The following is a 22705-nucleotide window of genomic DNA, read 5'->3' as shown; positions in this document are numbered from 1 at the left end:
TCCCGCTAACTTATAGTGCATGAGGGGAGGTGGTATAAGAGTAACATTAAAAGCATCTCCACTCTAATCTCCCTCGATCCAACTATCTCCTCCAACCGTAAAATATACCAACCAACCGATCCCTGATTCGCCAAGTTACAAAACTCACACTCTCATTCACCCTGATCGACCCTTCCATCTAAGAGTGAAAAAACATACAATAACCACATTATGTTAAGAGTGAATGGATTAGCAAAAAGTTACAATTTGGATCTATTTCGAGATGTTTCGTTCATGCTCGGGGATAGGGATAAGGTTGGGTTAGTAGGCTTAAACGGATGTGGGAAGACTACACTGATGAGAATCTTGGCCGGTTTAGAGGTTGCTGACGCAGGAGTGATTGAGATACCAACACCTGTGTGTTATCTGCCTCAAGAATTCTCTCTTCCCGAAGAACAACTTATTGGGGAATTCCTAGAGAGGCTGGTAGATGATCCTATCAACGATATATACAAGGTCAAACGAATACTTGGACAGCTTGGATTTGGAGATCATGACGATTATATGTACATATCAGCCCTAAGTGAGGGACAGAAGATGAAGCTGTACATGACAGGATTGTTGGCACAGCATTCTGATGCTATGCAACTTGGTCAGTATCCTTTGCTATTGCTAGATGAACCAACGAACCATCTGGATATTGACGGCATTATGTGGTTCGAACAATTTGTCGATAGGTATCAAGGAAATGCAATCATTATCTCGCATGATAGGTCATTTTTAAATTCCTCAGTACAAAAGATATTCGAGATCGATGAGGGACAGCTGAATGAGTTTGTCGGAAATTATGATGCTTATATATTAGGCAAAGAGAAGTGGGTTGAGATGCGCGAAAAGCAGTTGATACATCAAGAAAAGAGGAGAGAAAAGCTCGAGAGATTACTTATGAATGCAAGAAGGATACAAAGTGGACATAAACGAGGACGAGCGGTCAAGGCTGCTAAAAAGCGCATGGAAAGGGAAGTTCTACGAAATGAGATAAGCAAGTACTCAAAAGTCCAGTTAAAAGGATTGAACATCACAGGAAAGGTACACAGTAGTAAAAAAATGCTTGATATACAAGGTCTCTCGTTTGCTTACGAAACAGGTAGTGAGATCTTGAGACAGATAGACCTTAAAGTTCTTGGTGGTGAGAAAATATGGTTGTTTGGTGCTAATGGTACAGGCAAAACAACACTGATCAAGCTCTTGATAGGATCATTGAGTTCATATAAAGGGAGTATCGAGTGGGGAGAGAATGTCCGTTGGGAATACTTCTCGCAAGATCAATCACACTTACCAATGGATCGAAGCGTACAAGAATATTTCTTGGATCAAACATCAGTTTCTTATGATAGGTCGTTTGGCGTGTTGGAGAAATTCCTGTTCCCTAAAGAGTTACGGACTTATAAACTAGGGGACTTAAGTCCGGGACAGAGAGCTCGATTGTCATTTGCCATATTTGCACAAAATGACTTTGAATTCTTGATCCTTGATGAGCCAACAAATCATTTGGATATCGGAACTAAAGAGGTCATCGAAGATGCACTTTCTGAGTTCAAGGGAAATATACTACTGATATCACATGATCGATATTTTGTTGATAATGTAAATGTCGACAGGATGATCACGCTTGAGGATGGAGTTTTACAAGAGGAGATCGGTTAGATCTGGTCACGGATCTTTGTAAATATCTTCTCGTACATTTTCACCACAGGCTCTATACCGTTATCATCTATCAGATGTTTCAAACCCGGATTACTATTGATCTCGATCAATCTCATGTCCCCACCTTTATCAATAGCAATATCATATCCAGCAAATTGAATGTCGATCTCGCGCCAAGTGGGTTTAATGAATTCAAGGATCTTATTTTGGAGAGTAATATCATTAATCATCACAGCTTTCGAATTTTCCCAATGAAGTGGACTGAGATTTCCAATATAAGTAGCATTAGATATATCTTTTTCATACATCATCAGGATATCCCCTCGAAATGTTAGAATCCTGTATTCGTGTGCTATATCGACAAATTCCTGAGCGATTGCTATATAGTCGTAATTTTGTGATCCATGTTCGAAAACTGTATTGAGGCTTGCTAGTAGCTCTGTCATATTTGTGACCTTAGATACGTTCTTTCCTGTGCTCCCCTTGTTGGGTTTGATGATGTGGGGGTATCCGAAAACATCCTCGATCCTTTTAGCTATGTCATGGACACTTTTATAGTTGTTGGAATTTGGGGATATGGGGTAGAAGTCATCTACGTGAGGGTCAAGAAAAGGTTCCCAATCCGGTATCTTTATATGTTTTGCCAGTAATGAATAAGTAAGATCCTTATCTTTCAACAATCGAACAGTATCTACTGTATTGAAAGGCTTGATCCAGTGTGTGAAATAGTAATACCTACCGTTAATTGCCACTCGTACTGTGATAGCGTCTGGGTGGAGTATCTCACAATCAAGTCCGAGATTTGCACCCGCTAACAGAACTGCTTTTTGTGATAAGTACATATGGTAGATATATCAAATATGAGGATGATTCTAGCATATATCAGTAGTCATGCAATGGGACCCCTGCTGTGGGGAATATGATATATTAAAGAAGAATTAACCTAAGCCCCGATCAAAATGGATATTAATACTGGAATATGGCAAGAAGATATTGATGTAAGGGATTTTATTCAAAAGAATTACACTCCGTATGAGGGGAGTGAGAACTTCCTTGTACCAGCAACTGATCGGACGAAAGCTCTCTGGAAAAAATTGACCGAATTGATAGCAGAAGAGAGAGAAAAGGGGATCTTAGATCTGGATGTGGAGACACCATCAACGATCACAAGCCATCAGCCCGGCTATATTGATAAACCAAACGAGGTGATCGTAGGGTTACAAACAGATGCACCTTTGAAGCGAGCGATCAAACCAAATGGAGGGATACGTTTAGTTGAGAATGCTGCAGAAGCGTTTGGATATGAGATCCCCAAAAATATCTCTAAGATATATTACGAATATCGTAAAACACATAATGACGGCGTATTTGATGCATATTCCCCTGAGATCAGGAATTTACGTAGCCATCATATCATTACAGGATTACCTGACAACTATAGTAGAGGGAGGATAATTGGTGATTACCGTAGATTAGCACTGTACGGTACAGAGAAGCTCATACAGCAGAGGGAGCAGTATCTTGAGGAAGCACTATTAGAAATGGATCAAGACACGATCAGATTACGAGAAGAGATAATGGATCAGATCAGTGCACTTAAGGATATCGAGAAGATGGCAGAAGGTTATGGTCACGACGTGTCCAAACCTGCTAGAGATTCACTAGAAGCTGTGCAGTGGATCTATTACGCCTATTTAGCGGCTGTTAAGCAACAAGATGGAGCTGCTATGTCAATGGGGCGACTAGATGCGTTTCTGGATATATATTTCGAACATGACCTCAATACAGGTAAATACAGTGAAGGTCAGATACAGGAAATGATCGATGATCTTGTTATCAAATTGCGTATAATCCGACATTTACGACATCCAGAATACGACCAGCTGTTTGCCGGAGACCCTACCTGGGTGACCTTAGTTCTAGGAGGAACAGGTTTGGATGGTCGTAGCATGGTCACAAAGACATCGTATCGATTCTTACATACACTTACAAATCTCGGTCCTGCACCAGAACCTAATCTAACAGTGCTGTGGGGTAGAGATATATCTCCGGTTTGGAAGAGCTACTGTGCAAAGCAATCGATATCCTCTAGCTCTATTCAGTATGAGAATGATGACCTGATGAAGCCATATTACGGTGATGATTACGGGATAGCGTGTTGTGTATCGGGTATGACGATCGGTAAGGAGATGCAATTTTTTGGTGCAAGAGCAAATCTTGCAAAAGTTTTGTTGTTGACTATAAACGGAGGTAAAGAAGAACCACTGGATGGTGATCCTGAACATACTGGAGGAGAGATCATCATACCAGGTCTACGATCGATGAATGATTCAGAGTATCTACAGTATGATAAAGTTTGGCCACGATTTGTTCAGTTGATGGATTGGCTTGCAGAACGATATGTTTCAGCAATGAATGTGATCCACTACATGCATGATAAGTATCATTATGAATCAGCTGAGATGGCATTACATGACCCATTAGTGAAAAGATACATGGCTTTTGGGATTGCAGGATTATCAGTCGTGACAGACTCCCTTTCTGCTATCAAATATGCAAAAGTTAGACCCAAGTGGGGTGCAAATGGTGTAGCAGTAGGTTATGAGATCATTGGGGATTATCCGGCGTTTGGAAATGATGATGATCGAGTGGATATGATAGCAGTTGAGATCGTTAGGGAATTCATGAAAGCACTTAGAAGATACAAGACTTATCGAGAGAGTGTACACACATTATCCATACTTACTATTACCTCCAATGTAGTTTATGGGAAAGCAACAGGTTCAACGCCTGATGGAAGATTTTCGGGTACGCCCTTTGCACCTGGAGCAAATCCAATGCATGGTAGAGATAAGAACGGAGCTATAGCTTCTTTGAATAGTGTCGCAAAATTACCGTATCACTACTGCCAGGATGGTATCTCAAATACATTCAGTATAATCCCTGGCGCTTTAGGGAAAAGTGATGACGAGCAGACAGGTAACTTAGTACAATTGTTAGATGGATACTTTATCGGCAAAGGTGCACATCATCTGAACGTAAATGTGTTCAATCGAGAGACATTAAAAGATGCACAGGATCATCCTGAGAAATACCCACAACTGACAATTCGTGTTAGTGGTTATGCAGTACTATTCAATAGATTAAGCAGGGAACAGCAAGATGAGGTCATCGCTAGAACATTTCATAAAAGCTTTTAAGAAATGAAACAAGGAGTCCTACATTCAATTCAAACATTAGGCGCTGTAGACGGACCGGGATTGCGTACAGTTGTTGTATTACAAGGATGTCCTTTGCAATGTTCTTTCTGTCACAGTATTGATACAACTTTAGCTGATCGAGGTGAACATATCGATACAGATGAACTCGTATCGAGGATCATGAGGAATAAACCTTACTGGCAAAGGTATATACGACGTAATGAAACTAGGGTGATCCCCGAACCCGAACTACATGGAGGAGTAACGATCACTGGTGGAGATCCACTTGCACAACCGGTGTTTTTGGAAGACTTATTAAGTGAATTGAAAAAGCTTGATGTACATACTGTTGTAGAGACCTCATTGTATACATCTGAACATGTTTTGGAAATGCTTATAGATAAGGTGGATCTCTGGATGATTAGTATCAAACATATGGACGAGGGGAAGCATCTCGAGATCTCGGGTAAGCCAAACAAGTCGATACACACAAATCTAAGATGGCTGGACGAAAAACTTACAGAGATGGGAAGAAAAGAGTCTATCAGGATAAGGTACGTTGTGGTACCCGGATTGACAGATGGAGAGGAAGATATCAAAGCACTTGGGAGGTTTGTGGGTAGGATAAGAAATTTCGAATCCATAGAACTCTTGCCTTATGTGACATTGGGGCGTTATAAATGGATAGAATTATTTGGTAGTTATAAACTGGATAGTACAGAACCTGCTACCCAAGAGGATATCGATAGGGTTGCAATGGTCTTAAGAGAGTTCAAGCTCCCGATAATGAAACATAATAAGATTAGTGTTTAAGAGATGGTCAATATAATCTATGCGTCTGTTACGGGTAATACAGAAAGGGTGGCAAGCTATGTTGCGGAGTATCTATTACAGGCAGGATTGGGTTTAGAAACCATGCTACACAGAGCAGAGGAGATTGATGGGGAATTGTTCAATACAAAAGATATTTATATTGTAGCTACATCGACTTGGGATATGGGACAGATGAATCAATTCTTAGAGAGTTTGTACGAAGAGATTCCAGATCTTGATCTGACGGGAGTAAAAATGGCGTTTATAGGTTTGGGAGATCTGATCTACGGTGAGGAAAATTTTTGTAAAGCGATGGATATGATCAGGTCTCGTGCACTCAATAGCGGTGCTATTGAGCTCATAGATGCTCTCAAACTTGATGGTGATCCTGATGATCAGTTAGACAGTTCAGTTTCCGAATGGTGTGACGAACTGATACAGGCATTAGGTCATGAAGATCCCCAATGAGCTGTCCTGATCTCAAATAACCTTTCCTTTTTCCCACCCAGATCTACTAGATCCTAATTCAGGATCTTATGGTTATTTGTCGCTGTTTCTCCTAACCCTTTTGAGCTTTTCAAGGATTCGCGGATCTTTCTCAACTCCTCATAGATCAGGATGGTTGACGGTATAACTACAAGCGCTACAAACCCTAGTGGTTTCTTTGCTGTATCAACAACAAAACCAAGATAAGGCACAGTCATAAGAGAACTGCCAATGATCTGATCTTCAGAAACCTTGTCATAATCGTTTGCAGCATTTGCATCTCCTTTGGTGGTAATTAGCAAACCGTTTGGGGTTTCATCGATCTTTACTATCCGATGGGTCAAGGTCATATCTGTTTGCCCCGCGATCTTCCCCGTTGGTTTGTAGGTGATGATATCTCCTATCTTATATTCATCCTTATGATAAGTGAAAATGATGCTACCTGTTTGGATAGCTGGCTCCATTGAACCTGTCAGAACAGTGTAAGATCTTATTCCGAAGGGATTTTCGACCATGCTTAAGATGATCAGTGTTCCAATCGTGAATATCAAGAACAGAAGCAGAGCTTTAGCCGGATTGATAAGGTTTTTTAGAGTTAAGTTTTTGATTAGATCTGTTCTCATAGTATAATCCTTAAGCTACTCTGGCTGGGTAGTCGCTTGACCCGGTGCACAGCGAAGCTGTGCACCGGTACCCAAGCTAACGACATTTAGTCGTTGTCCTGCATTGCATCTACGATCTCTGAGAACTCCACTGATGTTCCCATGATTGCATTACCTGCATCTACATGAACTCCAACCTTCTGACATACTCTCTCCGACCATCCAACTCTGATGTTATCGTTTGGTCCTGAGCCATCATCCTCATTGGCTAAGTGCCAATAAGCAATGTCACTTACTAATGTCTGAGGTGTGAAGTCCTTGATCTTACCATTGTAGATCACCTTTTCACCTGCATCACCATTACTACAATCACTATCCCATCCTGAAGTCTTTAATAAGATTGTTAGTTGGTTATACAGCTGTGAACTTCCGCTTGTCTTCTGGAAGGACATATGAGCTTCAAGAGGTAGTGTTCCTGTGTTTAGGATGTCGATATACTCCCAATTTGGAAGCATCCATCCAGGATAGGCATTTGTTACAGAAAAGGGCTTACCTGCAGAGTCGTTCACTGTCACCTCAAGTGTACCCATTGCAACTGTATTGCCTGCTACTACTTCTTGGTCACTGAAAACTGCCATAGAAGAACCGACAACTACAGCCGCAAGAGCCACCACCAAGGTGATACTCAATGCGATCCTACTCATTTGGCTGGGTAAGTAAAGTTATTCGGGCAGTTCTATTTGATCGATGATATTTTTAACCTCCTTTCTCTATTAAATTAGATAATTAATAATATTTGAATGACAAATTGATCTTTCATAAAGATAAAACTTATAAATTTGCAAGGATGTTCCTCTACAATGATGATGTGTAGTTTCAGAGGTGTAAAAATGTACGACCCGAGAGCGCATTGGTCAACCTAAAAAAGTTAACGCTCAACGAACCACTTGGGCAGTAAGACAGGTTATTTACCTGTTGGTGGAATATAGCACTAATGTAAAGTCTGGTCAACATAGGCCTATAGCCATATCTGGCGTTATATCAATATTTGCTGAACTAATGTTGCTACTCTGATAGAATATGCAAGGACTTAATTCACAATGGATATTATGGCAGACAAATATAATGCACTCTGGGTTTCTCACTCTTCGATAAACGATTTTTTACAATGTCCGAGAGCATACTTTCTTAAAAATATGTATAAGGACCCAACTAATAATAAGAAGGTCAAGTTGATCTCACCATCATTAACACTTGGAAGTGTTGTGCATACTGTACTAGAAAGTTTATCAACTTTACCTACTGAGGATCGTTTTAGCACTCCACTGCTCAGACAATTTGATAGTGAATGGGAAAAAAATACAGGCAAGAAGGGCGGATTCAAAGATGAACAGCAGGAAACGAAGTATAAGAAACGAGGTGAAGAGATGATACGAAGAGTGATCGCACATCCAGGGCCTTTAGAGAAGTTAGCAGTCAAGATCAATATGGACCTTCCGTACTACTGGTTATCAGAGAAGGACGAGATCATATTATGTGGAAAGATAGACTGGCTTCAGTATATTCCTGAAGAAGATTCTGTGAATATCTTGGATTTCAAGACAAGCATGAAAAAAGAAGAGGGTGAATCTTTACAGCTTCCGATCTATCATCTCTTGGTTCATCACTGTCAGAAGCGCAAAGTAAAGATGGCAAGCTATTGGTATCTCGAACTCGATGACGAACCTGAGGAAAAACAACTTCCTGATCTTGATGAGTCTGAGGTAAAAGTTATGACAATTGCAAAGAAGATCAAATTAGCACGTCAACTAAATAAACTTGATTGTCCAGAAGGTGGAGATGGATGTTTTGCATGCAGACCTTTTGAGGCGATCTTACGCGGGGAAGCAGAGAATGTTGGTGTAGATGATTATGGTACAAACATCTACTATCTCCCTTATGAATCAGAGGTCGAAGAGGATCGGGAAGGGATCTTGCTCTGATAATATAAGGCTATATCCCCTGAAACGATCTTAAGTCCAATTAAATCATGCTTTATACTTGCCCTAATTGAGTATTGTTGATTCACAAATAATTCACATACTCTTCATAGAGAGTTGGTATAATCAGTCATGTTAAAAAGGAAAATACTGATAATTGAAGATGCTGTAGATTTGGGCAAAGCTGTAGGGTCTGCTCTGTCCAAGGATTATCACGTTGAGATCGTCAACAAGGGAGATGAAGCACTTAGTGTGATACCAAATGTCAAACCTGATCTTATATTACTAGATATAAATCTACCTGGTTTGGATGGGTTTTCGATAGCACGGTCTGTTAGAACTGCAGAGATAGAAACCAAGATAATCGCAATGACAGCTCGAGATGGTATTAGCGATAAGTTGAAGGGATTCGAACTAGGTTTCGATGATTATGTCACAAAGCCTTTTGATATGCGTGAACTTATGGCAAGAATAAGAGTTGTGTTAGATAGGGATAAGGTTGATGAGAGTAAATGTTATTCATTTAAAGGCATAACGATCGATCCGAGATCAAGAACAGTTCGATTAAAAAATAATGAGATCGATCTAACTAAATTGGAGTTTGATCTACTTTATCTTTTAGCATTCAATTCACCTGCTGTTGTCGAACAGGCTACAATAATTGATACTTTGTGGGATGATGATGCTGATCTTGTCGATCCTCCCGTGAGATCCCACATTAAGAATCTCAGAAAAAAGATAGGCGACAAAGATTACACAATTATCAAGACTATTCCAGGTGTCGGCTATAAGATAGAGGAGGTCAAAGAATGTTAAGATCACTAAAAAGTAAGTTTGCACTTGTATTCTCTGCTATTCTCATAGTCGTTTTAATAGCATTCTCAACATCACTATTTAGCATTATCAATCATAAGGTTGAAGAGCAGATAGTTATCTCAAGGATAGAAGCATTATTACAGAAACATCCGGGTTTGGGAGATTTTTATAGAGGTCAGCAGTTGAAGGATCAGTATCGGCTGATACAAATGGGTGAATACTTTGAGGAACAGGTAACAGAGAAATACAATCGAACTCTCGTTATTCTGCTTATCCCTACCGCTTTACTTTCAGTGGGACTGGGTTATATAACTGCAACCTATCTTGTACGACCGATCGATAAATTAGCGTTAGATGTCAAGAAGCTTTCATCCGGGAAATTACAGGGTAGATTGCCTGATGTTCGTTCCTCAACTGAGATAGAGTATTTGAGAGATAGTTTCAATGATCTTCTTGATGATGTAGAGAGAGCATTCAATTCTCAAGAGGAATTCATCCAAGATGCAGCACATGAATTGCGGACTCCTTTAGCATCCATGCGAGCAAATTTGGATAATCTTCGAAATAAAGAAACCCCCACAGTTAGTGATTATCATGAGGCTGTAGAGGTTTTAGCCAAAATGAATAGAAAACTCATTCGTTTGAGCGAAGATCTCTTCTATCTTGATCGAAGGAGCATCAGCAAAAGAGCACCGATCAAATTACATGAACTACTTGAGGAGATACTTGAAGATCTTCATCCATTGATAGCTCAGGAGAATGTTAAGGTCACAACTAAGATACCGAAGGATGCAATGATCTACGGAGATCCGAAATATATCGCTAGAGCTTTTGGAAATCTGATAGAAAATTCGATCAAATACAGCTCGAAAGACCCGAAGATCACAGTTTCTGCTGATATTGAGGGTAATTTCTTGATAGTAAAATTCAAAGATAACGGTTTGGGAATATCTCCAAAATTTCTCCCTCATATATTTGACAGATTTTATAGAGGTGGAGCTGATCCGAAGATCGATGGATCGGGGTTAGGTCTTGCCATCGTTAAGAAGGTAATCGAGGAACATGATGGAACCATAGAGGTCTTAAGTACTGAAGGAAAAGGGACGATATTTACTGTCACAATACCAACTTATATTAAATGAACTGTACTTCACAGGCTGTACACAGTACAACAGTTATCATGTGAATATCTAATTTATATTACTTAATAATTTATGAAAAAACTTATTGCTATTACAGCAATCGCGGGTGTAGCTACAATTGTAGCTCTGTTTACATCAGCTTCAGCTACCGTCAATGCCGCTGACGAAACTGCAACACCTGCTTCTTGGCAACAGTTTGTTGACAGGGTAGCGGAGCTTGTTGGAGTGTCATCTGATGATCTAGGGAGTGCAATCAAGCAAGCTCATGAGGAGTTAGGACCAGTTGGTGGTTTTGGAGGTGGCCGTTTCATGAAAGGGATGGCGATGATGGAGGATGTTTCCATATGTACAGATCTCAAAGTAGAGGATATACATGATACGATCCATTCTACTGAAGGGATGACATTACAAACTGCATTGGAACAACTCGGAGTATCAGACATATCAGCAGTCAAAAGTTGTGTTGTTGAAAACTCCATAGAAAGAATTAATGAGTTGGAGCAGTCTGGGAAATTAACTGCCGACCAAGCAGAATTGCAACGAACTAATGTTACCGAGGTTGTTGAGGATTTCTTCACCAAAGTCAGAGAAGAAGGTCCGATGATGCATGGTGGTATGCGTGGTGCAGGTATGATGAAAGGGGAGATGGAAGGTTATGGTATGGATCTGTAAAGGGTATAAGTAAGGAATAGTAGTAAGAAAGGGGGCTAACACCCCCTTTTCTTTGCTGTAATCACCCTCATAGCGAGATGATCTCCTCCCAACTATCACCCTCTTTTCCGAAGTGTCCGTATGTTGCAGTCTTTCGATATATGGGTCGTTTCAACTGTAACCTCTCGATGATAGCTTGAGGTCTAAAATCAAATGCAACTGCAAACTTCTCAGCTAGTTGTTCGCCTTTTTCATTGATTATACTGACCATGAGAGGTTCTGAAATGCCTATGGAATAGGCAACAGAAACCAAACATTCACTTGCAAATTGGTTAGCTACGATATTTTTAGCTACGAATCTAGCCATATATGCTCCAGATCTATCGACTTTCGTAGCATCCTTCCCAGAAAAACAACCCCCTCCATGTAGTATCAAACCACCATAACTATCAACCATTATTTTTCTGCCAGTAAGTCCTGTGTCAGCGTCGAAACCACTACGAACAAAGCGCCCAGTCGGATTTACCAAGATATCTAGAACGGGGTACGAAGTCGTAAGTGGTTCGATTATGTCAGATCGAATGATCTCCCGTACATCTTCTATTGTCATATCTGCATCGTGTTGAGCACTCACAAGTACAGTATGTAGTTTACGATCAATATATGTGACTTGTGCCTTGCCATCAGGTCCTAACCAATCTAGATCACCAGCATCTCTGAGACGTTGTAATGATTGAGTTAGTTGATGGGCGAGATTTACACTTTCCGGCATAAAATTTACTGTATTGCCTGTTGCATACCCGTACATTATCCCCTGATCTCCTGCACCACCGGGATTGACCCCCATTGCAATATCAGGTGATTGTTCAGAGATATTCACTTCGATTTCCAAAGGATCCATATATCCGATCTCGCCATATACCTGCCTTGCGATATCTTCATAATTTACCTGTGCTGTTGTGGTCACCTCACCACCAATATTCAGTTTTCCATGTCCACCAAAACACTCTACTGCTACTCTGCTATCAGGATCTTGCGAAATGCATGCATCAACTATGGCATCAGAGATCTGATCGCACACCTTGTCTGGATGACCTGATGTGACACTTTCTACCGAATGTGTGTTTGGAATGAATGACATTGAGCGATCGTTCAATTAATATCCGATAATATGAATGTATATGATGCTTGACTTTAGGTCAATCACATGGTGAAGATCCTCGTGGGAAGAAGTGTTATTTAAGCATCTCTACCGATCAGCAACCCACCTCAGTCTGGATCTAGAAGTTTCTATTTTGATAAGCTCACTCCAAACAGATATGAGAGTAGTCTATGAAAGGATAGAGCACCGATGACTATCTGTGCAGTTGCCATCTGTGTGTATGGGGAGAATTCAAATATTATCAGAAGAATGATAAGACCTGTCAGGCGTGAGATGAAATAGATACCTTCGCTCACCAAATTCATCTCGATCGCTGATTCTTCTTTACCTTTCGTTAGATCCTCTCTGATACTGTAATCAATGGAATCAAAAACCGGTATTGCAAACCCTTGAGCAATAGATTGCGTGATCTGCCTCAGGATAAGAAAAGGGGTAGTCCATGAGATCGCTAAAGCAAGATTTGTACCACCATGCAAGATGAATGAATCTAGTGCAACTAAACGTTTTCTCTTCTCGTTCCAATTCCGTGATAGGATAGAGAAAACTCCTGTCATTACTGCAACTACGCTAAATAATGCTCCAACTTTCAATTCAGTACCTAGCATTATAAATGGTATGACTTTGAACATCGCATCCATCACAGACCCGGTGGAAGTATGATAGAACATGGTGAAAAAGTATCTATTAAAAACCTTCTCTTTTAAGATCGCTGTTATCTCTGACCCTCTGAACTTTGTTCTAGATTCGGAGCCAAGATCTCGAGGGAGTATTGCTGCAAAGAGATATATTGCTGATGCTGAAAGGAATAACAGATCATATCTTCCTGTAGCGGTTAGAGCATAGCCAGAAAGTATGGGAGCAACTACAGAAATTATAAGCATCCAACCATAGACTTCATTCATGAGTTTACTGCGTCCCTTTTTATCAAATTTTGAAAGTGTGAAGCTATGAAAGATAGTCCAATATGAACCGTGTCCGATCCCTATCAGCAAAGCAAATATTCTGTAGTATTCAGCTATGTTCCCTATAAATAGGAATATTACAAATGAAGTTAATGAGAGCAGGATAAATGAAACTCTTGATATCTTCGCGTAACCAAAGCGATCCAGGATAAATGAGAAGAAAAGGAAACCAATAATGATCCCGGAGTATAAAAAGATATTATCTTGGACAATTGCATCTATACTTCTTAATTGCTTGTATAGCAGTATGGGATAATATGACCATATTGCAATATTTACCAGCTGAAATGTAGTAAGAAAGAGAAAGAAGTAGTAGAAGTGATGACGTTTTAGATTTGGATTTTGCATAGGAATTGGGCTATTATCAATCAATAAAAGATGCCACATTCATAATGGAAGGTAAAGCAAAACAAGAAAATGTCATAATTATCAATTCCCTCTGTAAAAGCTATGGGAAGGTAAAGGCAGTAAAAGACCTTTCATTTAGTGTAAAGCGCGGAGAGATATTTGGTTTTCTTGGACCAAATGGTGCGGGAAAAACCACTACGATAAGAGTTTTGATGGGACAGATCTTTCAAGATGAAGGAAACTTTCAGATATTAGGAATAAATAATGGTGTCAGATCAGATACAAAGCTGATGGATGAGATCGGCTATATCAGTGGGGAAGGTTACATATATGAGAACTGGTCTGCAAGAAGATTGTTCGAGTATTTATCTTCGATATCACATAAGCAGATAGAGTTTAATAGTTTTGCTGATCGTTTGGATCTGGATCTTGACCGAAAGATCAGTGAACTTTCAAGCGGTAATAAACAGAAGGTGTTGCTTGTACAGGCATTTATGAAGATGCCAAAACTGCTGATCCTAGATGAACCAACGAGTGGATTAGATCCACTACTACAGAACATATTTGAAGAGATGTTATTTGAATTTCGGGAGAATGGCGGTACTGTGCTTCTTTCCTCGCATATCTTAAGTGAGGTCCAGCGAGTATGTGATAGGGTGGGGATAATTCGACAAGGAGAATTGATAAAGGTATCTACAATAGGCGAATTGATACCGAAAACCTACTTTTTGAAGTTATGGGTTGATGATGAACTACCATCAGATCTGATGAATCTTCTTCCAGACATGAAAGCAGAAGGACAGGGACGATATCATGCGAAATATCTTGGTGATATAAATCAGTTGATAAATCTATTGGCAAAGCTAAAGATAAAGCATCTTACGATCTCCGAACCAAAGCTTGAGGAGATGTTCTTAGAACTATATAACGAAAAGTGATATGAGGAATATTCTGACTAGAGTAAAAATGGATATATTGGATAGCAAGAGCTCAATGATATGGTGTGCGATTGCAGCTATTCTGATCACAGCTCTGATGGTATCTTTCTTCCCTACATTTCAAGGTTTAGATGCGGATCTAAATGCCTATGTTGAAGCTTTCCCTCCTGCACTTCTTGAAGCATTTGGGATCCAAGATACAGATTATTCCAATTTTGATGTTTTTATTGGCTCTGAATATTTTGGTTTCTTCTGGGCAGTTGTTTTTATGCCATTTATAGTTGGATGGGTAGTCAAGTTTGCAAAAGAGGCATTTGATGGATCATTGGGGATCACTTTGTCATATCCGATCTCAAGAAGCGAGGTTGGCTTGGGTATGTTTATTTCTCTGCTCATCAAATCGATCTACTGTGCACTACTGATGGTAGGTACTATCATGATCGCGGTAAGGTTCATCGATGCTGATATCGATATATCTAACTGGTTTCTATTCATGTCTAATGTCGCGCTGACTTTTCTTGCAGTTTCTTTTTTTGGCGCTTTAGTTAGTATTCTTACTGAAAAACCTGGTAAAGTCACATCAATTCTAAGTGCTTTTCTGGTTGGTGGGTATTTTGTGAATGTACTAGCGAAGCTTTTCGAAGATCTTGACCCTTTGAAATATCTTTCGATCTTCTATTACTACGGTGAGCCTACACCGATTCTTAAGAGAGGAGAATTAGATGGCTTCTCAGTTGCTGTATTGGTGCTCTTCTCGATCATTATGCTCGGTGTGGGTATGTTGAGGATCCAAAAAGTCAATTTACCGAAGGGTTAGAGTCCTTCATCTATGATGGAGCTGTGAATTGGGTAGAGGTGGGATCTGCGATATGCTATACGCTATATGATCAAATATTCAAGGTCTTTTGCTTGTTATATGTGCTGAAACGGTGTATCCTCGCCTCTAGTTATTTCATGATCATATGTAAATGATATTTTATGGATTGATAGCCCTTACAGCGATCTCGCTGATCTCATTTCTGGCAGCGCTTCTCGTCTCGACACAACATCATCGTCCCAAATTTGTGATGTCTCTGGTTGCATTGGCAGCGGGATCATTGACATCTGATGCTCTACTACACCTCTTTCCTGAAGTTGTGGAAGGAGGCGTTGCTCCATTGAAGATCGGATACGGGGTTTTAGGCGGTATAGTACTTTTCTTTATATTTGAGAAGTTTCTGTATTGGAGACATTGTCATATAGATCCTGATGAACCAGGTCATGTACATCCATTTGCATACTCAAACCTTGTTGGTGACCTGATCCACAATGTGCTAGACGGTATGATGATAGCAGCAGCTTTTTTAGCTGGGTTGCCGGTTGGGATAGCCACAGCGGTGGCAATCGCATTACATGAGATCCCTCAGGAGCTAAGTGATGTAGGGGTGATGTTACATGCAGGGATGTCTCGCAAAAGAACCGTTGTATTAAATACCCTCACGGCATTTTCAGCTTTTGTGGGTTTCTTTTTAGTAATAATTATCCAAAATAGTACCTCGATCGATACAGGTCTGATACTGTCACTGTCGATCGGAGGATTTTTATATATTGCTGTGTCCGATCTGATCCCCGAATTGAAACATACGTCATGTGGCAAAGATAGTTTGATTCAAGCAATATTTCTATTCTTGGGGGTTTTTGTGAACATTCTTCTTCTATTATTGGATTAGCCTCTGGATCCGGGACTAAAGTATTTCCTCAAGGACTTTCTTCATCTGGAGTATACGATACACGCTTTCATCTATACGATCCTCTGAGATAGTACCGTTTCTAACGGAATTCAATAAGATCTTGTAGGCATCTGCCTGATATTTTGGCTCTGTGACATACAGTAGAATATCATTCCCAGCTTTCACAGCATTGATGATATTTCCCTCAAATGTATGACCATCTGTTATCGCCCCCATCATCATACCATCTGTGATCACTACACCCTGATAACCTAGATCTCCTCGCAAGTACTCATCTATCCATATGGGGGATAAGGTTGAGAGATTCTGATCGTCGATATTGGGGAACAGTACGTGGCCTGTCATTATCATAACAGGGGCAGAAGTATCGATAATATATCTGAATTGTGAAGTGTACTCATCCATTTGAGAAGTTGATATGTCACTTGTGGGTAGGGCGTTATGAGAATCGATCGGAGTTGATGGGTGTCCAGGGAAATGCTTAGGGACTGCAATAATCCCAGCATCTCTATATCCTCTCACCATAGCAGACCCTAATTTTGCTATTTGGTCCCTGTCCCCTCTAAAGACCCTGTCATATAAAAATGAGCCTTGATCTGGGATATAGTCTACAACAGGTGCGAAATTGGCATTTATGCCCATGTCATGAAGTTCTGTGCCTCTTCGGTATGCAGTATCATTTGCTAGTTTTTCTGTTTTCAGATCGGGTTGAGCGGATTGATCGGTCAATTGACCCCACAACCTGCTGACTGACCCACCTTCTTCGTCAATAGCTATGAGGATTGGTGGTAGATCAGAGTCTTGAGCTTTGTTTATCTTGTCGATACTCTCTTTCGTTTTGAGTGTATCAGTCACATTTATTCCCATTAGTATGATCCCTCCAAAATGATATGTACTTATGAGCTCAACTTGTTGTGCCAATGAATCACTTTTGTACGACCCTCCCATGAACATCTGACCTATCTTTTCTTCAAGGGACAAATTCGATAGTTGGTCGGAGATCATATCTCTTTCTGCTTTTAATGGTGGAAATGTATTGTGGGGTCGGTTGGATCGTGTAGTGACAGACTTTACTTGGGGTATCATTGGAGGATCTGTTCTGGTTGAAATACTTAATATCAGACCCGTTATCAGTACGGCAAGAAACAGCCCTACAAGAAAAGTAGTTGATCTGAGGGACTTAGATATCCTAAGTATCTGATCTGGATCCATCATATATTATAGACCATTAATGCCCTAGATGGTTGGATATATGCATGAATGTCGCTTTTACAATACAAAGAGTGCAAGGACTGCTCCCATCACGATATAGTTAGCAAATTGGTGTCCCCAGTTGATTAGTAGAAGTTTCAGGTCCCTTTCCTCCCAAAGGTACTCTTCTGCATACACTATGAATGTCGTAGTACCTGCGATCATTCCACTTGAGATCAAAACATTCATGACTGGTTGTAGCTCTGAAACCTGCTGTGCAAACTGTAAAATGGAATTCAAACCAGTCGCAAGGAACATAGCAACTACGAACCCAAAGATCATGTCGAGAGGACGCTTTTTGGATGGTTCCATCTTTTTCCCGGTCAGTGCTGACCACTTCTTCCCAAAGAGTGGACCATACCAAAGAAATCCCAACACCTCATATGCAACACCTGCAACGATAATTGCAAGAGGATCAACCACAACCCCTAATACTTCAAATGTCGGCATAACAACACAATTAAAATTATCTAGACAACCTATATGAGGTTATCTGTTCTTTATTTTACAGTAAATTTGGTATAGTATCTAAATCGTTAAGTCTTTCATCCTTTAGATTATTTTTCTCCAAGAATTAAATGAAAAAAGTGGCAGTTCTAGGATTGGGATATGTCGGGCTTCCTACCCTTACAGCTCTTGCAAAAAGCGGTAAGTATGAGGTGATCGGGTTTGATATCAATGAGTCGAAAGTTGAGTTAATAAAAAATGGAGGATGCCCTATAGATGATGATCTCTGTGCGAAAGAATTAAAGGAATTTAAGTACACAGTGACAAGAGACCCAAAGGATATTGCAGACGCTACAGTATACTTTGTGTGTGTACCCACTCCTGTGCTTGATGACTATACTCCCGATTATGGACCTGTCCTTTCTGCGACATCCACGATCGCACCATTATTAAAGAAGGGTGATATATTTATATTAGAATCAACAGTCAATCCAGGTACCAACGAAGAAGTCGTCAAGCCAAAGATCGAAGAGCTTAGTAAGCTTAAGGTCGGTGAGGACATAACCTTGGCTCACTGTCCAGAACGGATCAATCCCGGAGATCCAAAGTGGAACATATACAACATTTCCCGAAATCTTGGAGTCTATCCATTTGAAAAAGCCGAGGAAGTCGCAGAAATATTCAGATCTTTTCTTGAGGCAGAGTTGAACATCTGTAGCTCACTGAAGGTCGCTGAATCAACAAAGATAGTAGAGAACACCTTCCGTGATGTGAATATCGCTTTTGTAAATGAGCTTGCGCAATCGTTTGACAAGATGGGAATAGATCTGATCGAAACGATACGAGGAGCATCGAATAAACCTTTTGGGTTTATGCCATTTTGGCCAGGTAGGGGAGTTGGTGGGCATTGTATTGCTGTTGATCCATACTACCTGATCAAAAGAGCTGAGGTTAGCGGGTTTAATCACCGATTCTTAAAAACAGCAAGGGATATCAATAATAATATGCCCATATACTCAGTGATCAGACTACAGGATGCATTGAATGAAGTTGCACTGCCACTGAAAGGCACAAAAATTGCAACACTCGGTATGAGCTATAAGCCAAATGTCGGAGATCTTAGGGAAAGTCCGTCTATCGAGATCAAGGATATATTGCTTGCCAAAGGTGCAGATCTACGAATATACGATCCGTGGGATAAAAGCTTGAACACAGTTGAAAGTTTGGATGAGGCTATAGATGGAGCAGATGCAGTGGCTGTGCTTACAGCACATGATGTGTTCTCTCAAGATCTTCAAAAGATCTTAGATAGCGGATCGATCAAAGTTTTCTTTGATGGTATGAACAAGTTCGACAAGGATGAGATAACTAAAAAAGGACTTGTCTATAGAGGGATAGGAAGGTAATTTGAGCAATTAAACAAAATGAAACTGGTAATCTTCGTCATTGCTTTAAATGAGGAGAAGACTCTAGGTAAGGTTTTAGACTTGATGCCAAAAAGTATCAAAGGGGTGGATCAGATAGAAAAATTGGTAGTGAGCGATGGTAGCCAAGATAAGACGGTTGAGATAGCACGTGAGCATGGAGCAAGAGTGATAGAAGGACACGCTCAGAAGCGACTCGCATACAGATTCCAACAAGCAGTAGAAGAGTGTCTGAAAATGGGTGCGGATATTGCTGTAAATATTGATGCAGATCTACAATTCAATCCTGCAGATATACCTACTCTTGTAGATCCTATCCTAAATCATGGTTACAATTTTGTCGCAGCCGACAGATTTACCGATCCAGAAACAGGTCTGAAAAGAAAGCCTGAGAATATGCCCGGAGGGAAATACTATGCAAATCTCCTTGGAGCATGGATAGTTGGAAAATTGTCAGGATATAAGTTCAATGATGTGACATGTGGTTTTAGAGCCTATGATCGAAAAGCACTTTTGTCGTTGAACATTAATAGTAAATACACATACACTCAAGAGTCATTCCAGGTTTTGGCAGTCAAGAAACTCAATATGACCTCTATGCCTGTTCTGGTGAAGTATTTTCCTGGACGTAAAAGTAGGGTGGTAACCAATTTTTTCCAGTTCCTCTTTGGGAGTGCTATCAATATCATGCGGGCATTTAGAGATCAGGCTCCGCTGACGTTTTTTTTGGGGTTGGGTGCATTTCCGCTATTATCCGGATTGTTAATGATAGTCGGTTTGGGGATATATTATTTGATAACTAGAAGTTTTAGTCCATACAAGTTCGTTGGATTTGGAGGTATCTACCTTTTTTCACTTGGATTGTTCCTATGGGGTCTCGGGTTGATGGCAGATATGTTGGATAGGAGCAATACAAATCAAGAAAAGATAATCGAGCGATTGAAGCACATCGAGCATGAGAAGTAACTTGAAGGAGTGTCCGATGAAAGTAGCTGTTGTCATCTCATACTATTCTCCAGATTACATCCGTGGAAAGAGTATGATCGCTGCACTCGAATTACTCCCTGAGGTACAGTTACATGTGGTCCGAAATCGGTCACGTGGTTTGCTGAGGTATCTTGAGAGTTTCATAGGTCTTTTGAAACTAAGGATAGAACAAGATCCTGATATCTATGTACTTCCATTCCGAGGACATGAGATATTTCCATTGGTATGGTTACTCTCTCGTGGTCGTAGGATAATCTTTGACGAGATGCTATCTCCGTACGATTCTTTGGTAAACGAGGTGAAGCAAGGAATCCTTGGGAGGCTGATCGCCGTAGTATTGAGATTTTTTGAGAGGATAATCTTACAGCGATCTGATGTGGTACTCACTGATACCAATATCCATGCGGAGTACATATCTAATCTGTTAGATATTCCTAGGTCGAAGTTAGTAGCTTTACCAGTCAGCAACGTACCAATCATCGGGAAGTCTTGGCAGGGTGTAGATCTAAAGAAAGATTATCTAGATGTATTTTTCTACGGTACTTTTCAGAAGTTACATGGTGTTGATGTGATACTAGATGCTGCAGAGCTATGTAATGGGCTACCAATAAAATTCACAATAGTGGGGGGTAAGGGCAGAAAAAGTGATCCGATACTTCAGAGGATCCAAGGGTACAAATGTGATAATCTAGAACACTTCTTGTGGATGGAGTATGAAGAACTTTTAGATCGTGCATGTAGGGCAGATATTTGCCTAGGTGGACCGTTCCACGGTCGGGGACAGGCAACTAGGGTGATTACAGGTAAGACTTATCAATTCATGAGTTTAGGGATCCCTATGGTGATTGGTAGGATTCAAGAGGATACAGGATTTGTTGATAAGGAGAATTGCTTATTGGTAGAACAGGGGAGTGCTGAAGAGCTCGTGGATTCGATAACGTGGGCTTACGAAAATAAAACAGAGTTGGATCGAATAGGGTTAGGGGGTAAACAACTTTTTAATCGAAGATATTGCATCCCTAGATTAGCCAAAACAATTAAGGAATTGATCTTTAAATACCAAAACAATGTATAAGGTTCAGCTTGTCTATCGAATTTACAAACCCTTACACTCGATATTCCAGTCGTACAAAGAGGATCCATCTGAAGGGATTGAGTATCTGATCCCGAAAGTGAAGAGTGGCGTATTGTTACAATATGGTTTCAAAATCCATAGGAAATTTGGACGATCCCTCTGATAAGTGACCTGATCCGTATAGTTCAGTCCATTCTTTATTGACCAGTCCTGAGTAAACTGTACCACCAACTAAGAAACAGTTTGGTAAAATAGGTACATAAAATATTAACTCAGGAAAATGACAAATCGTCGTAAACACAGCCCTAAATTTAAGTTCACAGTGGCTCTAGAGTGTATACAAAGTGGTCAAATAGGTGCAACTGCCCGTAAATACGGCATAACCACAGGATTAGCTTCAAAATGGCACAAAGATCTTTTATCGCTAGGTTACAGCGTATTTGAGAACAAACCAGAGCAAGAGATAAGTAAACTTCAAAAACATGTAAAAGACTTAGAACTCCTTGTAGGCAAAAAGGAGGTAGAGCTTAGCCTTTTAAAAAACTATCTGGATTTCTACAGATCCCCAAATGGCAATTAGCAATATTTGCTCGTGAGTGTGTAAAAAACTCCGCTTTTGGTGTAAACAGGATCTGTAAACTTCTCGGTATAAGTAAAACAACCTACTACCAAAGTAAAACTCCTCAAGAGCGTTTAAGTTTAAAGTACAGTCATATAAAGGACTCAATAATCCAAATAATTACGGATAATCCTAAATATGGCATACGTAGAATAAAGCAAGCACTATTTAACCAGTTTGGAGTAAGTATTGGTAGAGATACTCTTAGCAAATTGCTCAACCTCTGGGCATTATCTTTAAAGCGCAAAATACCTAAACGCAAGCCAAGCTATTTGCAAAAGATAATTGCAGATTTAGGAGATAGAGCTAATCTTTTAAAAAGGCTTACTGTAAACAAACCTTTTCAGGTAGTAACTTCAGATATAACTGAGTTAGTCTATGCAAGAG

At 40.2% G+C, this 22705-nt stretch carries 22 protein-coding genes; 15 read left to right on the top strand and 7 right to left on the bottom strand.

Annotated elements, in window-relative coordinates; all coding sequences use genetic code 11:
- Positions 1-210 precede the first annotated feature (210 nt).
- Complete coding sequence (locus tag H6763_02225) at positions 211-1686, top strand: ABC-F family ATP-binding cassette domain-containing protein (GenBank protein MCB9803624.1); 1476 nt, start codon at positions 211-213, stop codon at positions 1684-1686.
- Here the strand turns inward: H6763_02225 and H6763_02220 are convergent.
- A complete protein-coding gene (locus H6763_02220) occupies positions 1683-2528 on the bottom strand; it encodes an alpha-L-glutamate ligase (protein ID MCB9803623.1) in 846 nt (281 codons plus the stop codon). The genes H6763_02225 and H6763_02220 overlap by 4 nt on opposite strands.
- A gap of 117 nt (positions 2529-2645) precedes the next feature.
- On the opposite strand from H6763_02220, the gene pflB reads away from it, so the two are divergent.
- The 3 genes from pflB to H6763_02205 are packed head-to-tail and all read left to right on the top strand — an operon-like array spanning position 2646 to position 6167.
- Complete coding sequence (gene pflB / locus H6763_02215; protein MCB9803622.1) at positions 2646-4886, top strand: formate C-acetyltransferase; 2241 nt, start codon at positions 2646-2648, stop codon at positions 4884-4886.
- A 3-nt stretch (positions 4887-4889) separates the two neighbouring features.
- Positions 4890-5699, top strand: coding sequence for a radical SAM protein (locus H6763_02210; GenBank protein MCB9803621.1), 810 nt, complete (start codon positions 4890-4892; stop codon positions 5697-5699).
- A gap of 3 nt (positions 5700-5702) precedes the next feature.
- Positions 5703-6167 (top strand): flavodoxin family protein, encoded by a 465-nt coding sequence (locus tag H6763_02205; protein MCB9803620.1) that lies wholly within the window; start codon positions 5703-5705, stop codon positions 6165-6167.
- A gap of 53 nt (positions 6168-6220) precedes the next feature.
- Here H6763_02205 and H6763_02200 read toward each other — a convergent pair whose 3' ends face one another.
- Together H6763_02200 and H6763_02195 are read right to left on the bottom strand one after the other, a co-directional pair.
- Positions 6221-6808, bottom strand: coding sequence for a signal peptidase I (locus H6763_02200; protein MCB9803619.1), 588 nt, complete (start codon positions 6806-6808; stop codon positions 6221-6223).
- A gap of 86 nt (positions 6809-6894) precedes the next feature.
- Complete coding sequence (locus H6763_02195) at positions 6895-7491, bottom strand: hypothetical protein (protein MCB9803618.1); 597 nt, start codon at positions 7489-7491, stop codon at positions 6895-6897.
- A gap of 405 nt (positions 7492-7896) precedes the next feature.
- On the opposite strand from H6763_02195, the gene H6763_02190 reads away from it, so the two are divergent.
- From H6763_02190 to H6763_02175, 4 genes are all read left to right on the top strand, one after another.
- On the top strand, positions 7897-8769 hold the full coding sequence (locus tag H6763_02190; GenBank protein ID MCB9803617.1) for a PD-(D/E)XK nuclease family protein: 873 nt from the start codon (positions 7897-7899) through the stop codon (positions 8767-8769).
- A 129-nt stretch (positions 8770-8898) separates the two neighbouring features.
- Positions 8899-9582: a response regulator transcription factor gene (locus tag H6763_02185; GenBank protein MCB9803616.1), complete on the top strand. Its 684-nt coding sequence runs from the start codon at positions 8899-8901 to the stop codon at positions 9580-9582.
- Positions 9576-10724, top strand: a complete 1149-nt coding sequence (locus H6763_02180; protein MCB9803615.1) for a HAMP domain-containing histidine kinase — start codon at positions 9576-9578, stop codon at positions 10722-10724. The genes H6763_02185 and H6763_02180 overlap by 7 nt, the downstream gene beginning before the upstream one ends.
- Positions 10725-10796: 72 nt before the next feature.
- Positions 10797-11396: a hypothetical protein gene (locus H6763_02175; GenBank protein MCB9803614.1), complete on the top strand. Its 600-nt coding sequence runs from the start codon at positions 10797-10799 to the stop codon at positions 11394-11396.
- Between the two features lie 67 nt (positions 11397-11463).
- Here H6763_02175 and H6763_02170 read toward each other — a convergent pair whose 3' ends face one another.
- Positions 11464-12516 carry a methionine adenosyltransferase gene (locus H6763_02170; GenBank protein ID MCB9803613.1) on the bottom strand — a complete coding sequence of 351 codons (1053 nt, stop codon included), beginning with the start codon at positions 12514-12516 and terminating at the stop codon, positions 11464-11466.
- Positions 12517-12665: 149 nt separating this feature from the next.
- Positions 12666-13847 carry an MFS transporter gene (locus tag H6763_02165; protein MCB9803612.1) on the bottom strand — a complete coding sequence of 394 codons (1182 nt, stop codon included), beginning with the start codon at positions 13845-13847 and terminating at the stop codon, positions 12666-12668.
- A gap of 44 nt (positions 13848-13891) precedes the next feature.
- Between H6763_02165 and H6763_02160 the strand changes: the two genes are divergently transcribed.
- The 3 genes from H6763_02160 (at position 13892) to H6763_02150 (ending at position 16494) form a co-directional block, all read left to right on the top strand.
- Complete coding sequence (locus tag H6763_02160; GenBank protein ID MCB9803611.1) at positions 13892-14785, top strand: ABC transporter ATP-binding protein; 894 nt, start codon at positions 13892-13894, stop codon at positions 14783-14785.
- A gap of 28 nt (positions 14786-14813) precedes the next feature.
- Entirely contained in the window at positions 14814-15602 is a 789-nt protein-coding gene (locus H6763_02155) for a hypothetical protein (protein ID MCB9803610.1), read from the top strand.
- A 151-nt stretch (positions 15603-15753) separates the two neighbouring features.
- A complete protein-coding gene (locus H6763_02150) occupies positions 15754-16494 on the top strand; it encodes a ZIP family metal transporter (GenBank protein MCB9803609.1) in 741 nt (246 codons plus the stop codon).
- 15 nt (positions 16495-16509) lie between these two features.
- Here H6763_02150 and H6763_02145 read toward each other — a convergent pair whose 3' ends face one another.
- Positions 16510-17730 (bottom strand): hypothetical protein, encoded by a 1221-nt coding sequence (locus tag H6763_02145; GenBank protein ID MCB9803608.1) that lies wholly within the window; start codon positions 17728-17730, stop codon positions 16510-16512.
- Positions 17731-17784: 54 nt separating this feature from the next.
- The gene (locus H6763_02140) at positions 17785-18216 is read right to left on the bottom strand and encodes a DUF1761 domain-containing protein (GenBank protein MCB9803607.1); all 432 of its coding nucleotides are present in this window, start codon (positions 18214-18216) and stop codon (positions 17785-17787) included.
- 128 nt (positions 18217-18344) lie between these two features.
- Here H6763_02140 and H6763_02135 point away from each other — a divergent pair, with 128 nt between their 5' ends.
- The 4 genes from H6763_02135 (at position 18345) to H6763_02120 (ending at position 22279) form a co-directional block, all read left to right on the top strand.
- Entirely contained in the window at positions 18345-19619 is a 1275-nt protein-coding gene (locus H6763_02135) for a nucleotide sugar dehydrogenase (GenBank protein ID MCB9803606.1), read from the top strand.
- An 18-nt stretch (positions 19620-19637) separates the two neighbouring features.
- Positions 19638-20603, top strand: a complete 966-nt coding sequence (locus tag H6763_02130; protein ID MCB9803605.1) for a glycosyltransferase family 2 protein — start codon at positions 19638-19640, stop codon at positions 20601-20603.
- Positions 20593-21699, top strand: coding sequence for a glycosyltransferase (locus H6763_02125; GenBank protein MCB9803604.1), 1107 nt, complete (start codon positions 20593-20595; stop codon positions 21697-21699). The genes H6763_02130 and H6763_02125 overlap by 11 nt, the downstream gene beginning before the upstream one ends.
- A gap of 280 nt (positions 21700-21979) precedes the next feature.
- Positions 21980-22279 (top strand): hypothetical protein, encoded by a 300-nt coding sequence (locus H6763_02120; protein ID MCB9803603.1) that lies wholly within the window; start codon positions 21980-21982, stop codon positions 22277-22279.
- Positions 22280-22705 lie beyond the last annotated feature (426 nt).

The sequence above is a fragment of the Candidatus Nomurabacteria bacterium genome, from assembly GCA_020632395.1.
Classification (GTDB): Bacteria; Patescibacteriota; Dojkabacteria; order SC72; family JAHDCA01; genus JACKFQ01.
The sequence above is the reverse complement of the archived record's forward strand: the minus strand, read 5'-3'. Positions and strand labels throughout refer to the sequence as shown.

What these genes read in the sequence shown, in the direction of transcription:
- H6763_02225 (MCB9803624.1), top strand. Translation starts at nt 211, where the DNA reads ATGTTAAGAGTGAATGGATTAGCAAAAAGTTACAATTTGGATCTATTT.
- H6763_02220 (MCB9803623.1), bottom strand. Translation starts at nt 2,528, where the DNA reads ATGTACTTATCACAAAAAGCAGTTCTGTTAGCGGGTGCAAATCTCGGA.
- pflB (MCB9803622.1), top strand. Translation starts at nt 2,646, where the DNA reads ATGGATATTAATACTGGAATATGGCAAGAAGATATTGATGTAAGGGAT.
- H6763_02210 (MCB9803621.1), top strand. Translation starts at nt 4,890, where the DNA reads ATGAAACAAGGAGTCCTACATTCAATTCAAACATTAGGCGCTGTAGAC.
- H6763_02205 (MCB9803620.1), top strand. Translation starts at nt 5,703, where the DNA reads ATGGTCAATATAATCTATGCGTCTGTTACGGGTAATACAGAAAGGGTG.
- H6763_02200 (MCB9803619.1), bottom strand. Translation starts at nt 6,808, where the DNA reads ATGAGAACAGATCTAATCAAAAACTTAACTCTAAAAAACCTTATCAAT.
- H6763_02195 (MCB9803618.1), bottom strand. Translation starts at nt 7,491, where the DNA reads ATGAGTAGGATCGCATTGAGTATCACCTTGGTGGTGGCTCTTGCGGCT.
- H6763_02190 (MCB9803617.1), top strand. Translation starts at nt 7,897, where the DNA reads ATGGCAGACAAATATAATGCACTCTGGGTTTCTCACTCTTCGATAAAC.
- H6763_02185 (MCB9803616.1), top strand. Translation starts at nt 8,899, where the DNA reads ATGTTAAAAAGGAAAATACTGATAATTGAAGATGCTGTAGATTTGGGC.
- H6763_02180 (MCB9803615.1), top strand. Translation starts at nt 9,576, where the DNA reads ATGTTAAGATCACTAAAAAGTAAGTTTGCACTTGTATTCTCTGCTATT.
- H6763_02175 (MCB9803614.1), top strand. Translation starts at nt 10,797, where the DNA reads ATGAAAAAACTTATTGCTATTACAGCAATCGCGGGTGTAGCTACAATT.
- H6763_02170 (MCB9803613.1), bottom strand. Translation starts at nt 12,516, where the DNA reads ATGTCATTCATTCCAAACACACATTCGGTAGAAAGTGTCACATCAGGT.
- H6763_02165 (MCB9803612.1), bottom strand. Translation starts at nt 13,847, where the DNA reads ATGCAAAATCCAAATCTAAAACGTCATCACTTCTACTACTTCTTTCTC.
- H6763_02160 (MCB9803611.1), top strand. Translation starts at nt 13,892, where the DNA reads ATGGAAGGTAAAGCAAAACAAGAAAATGTCATAATTATCAATTCCCTC.
- H6763_02155 (MCB9803610.1), top strand. Translation starts at nt 14,814, where the DNA reads ATGGATATATTGGATAGCAAGAGCTCAATGATATGGTGTGCGATTGCA.
- H6763_02150 (MCB9803609.1), top strand. Translation starts at nt 15,754, where the DNA reads ATGATATTTTATGGATTGATAGCCCTTACAGCGATCTCGCTGATCTCA.
- H6763_02145 (MCB9803608.1), bottom strand. Translation starts at nt 17,730, where the DNA reads ATGATGGATCCAGATCAGATACTTAGGATATCTAAGTCCCTCAGATCA.
- H6763_02140 (MCB9803607.1), bottom strand. Translation starts at nt 18,216, where the DNA reads ATGCCGACATTTGAAGTATTAGGGGTTGTGGTTGATCCTCTTGCAATT.
- H6763_02135 (MCB9803606.1), top strand. Translation starts at nt 18,345, where the DNA reads ATGAAAAAAGTGGCAGTTCTAGGATTGGGATATGTCGGGCTTCCTACC.
- H6763_02130 (MCB9803605.1), top strand. Translation starts at nt 19,638, where the DNA reads ATGAAACTGGTAATCTTCGTCATTGCTTTAAATGAGGAGAAGACTCTA.
- H6763_02125 (MCB9803604.1), top strand. Translation starts at nt 20,593, where the DNA reads ATGAGAAGTAACTTGAAGGAGTGTCCGATGAAAGTAGCTGTTGTCATC.
- H6763_02120 (MCB9803603.1), top strand. Translation starts at nt 21,980, where the DNA reads ATGACAAATCGTCGTAAACACAGCCCTAAATTTAAGTTCACAGTGGCT.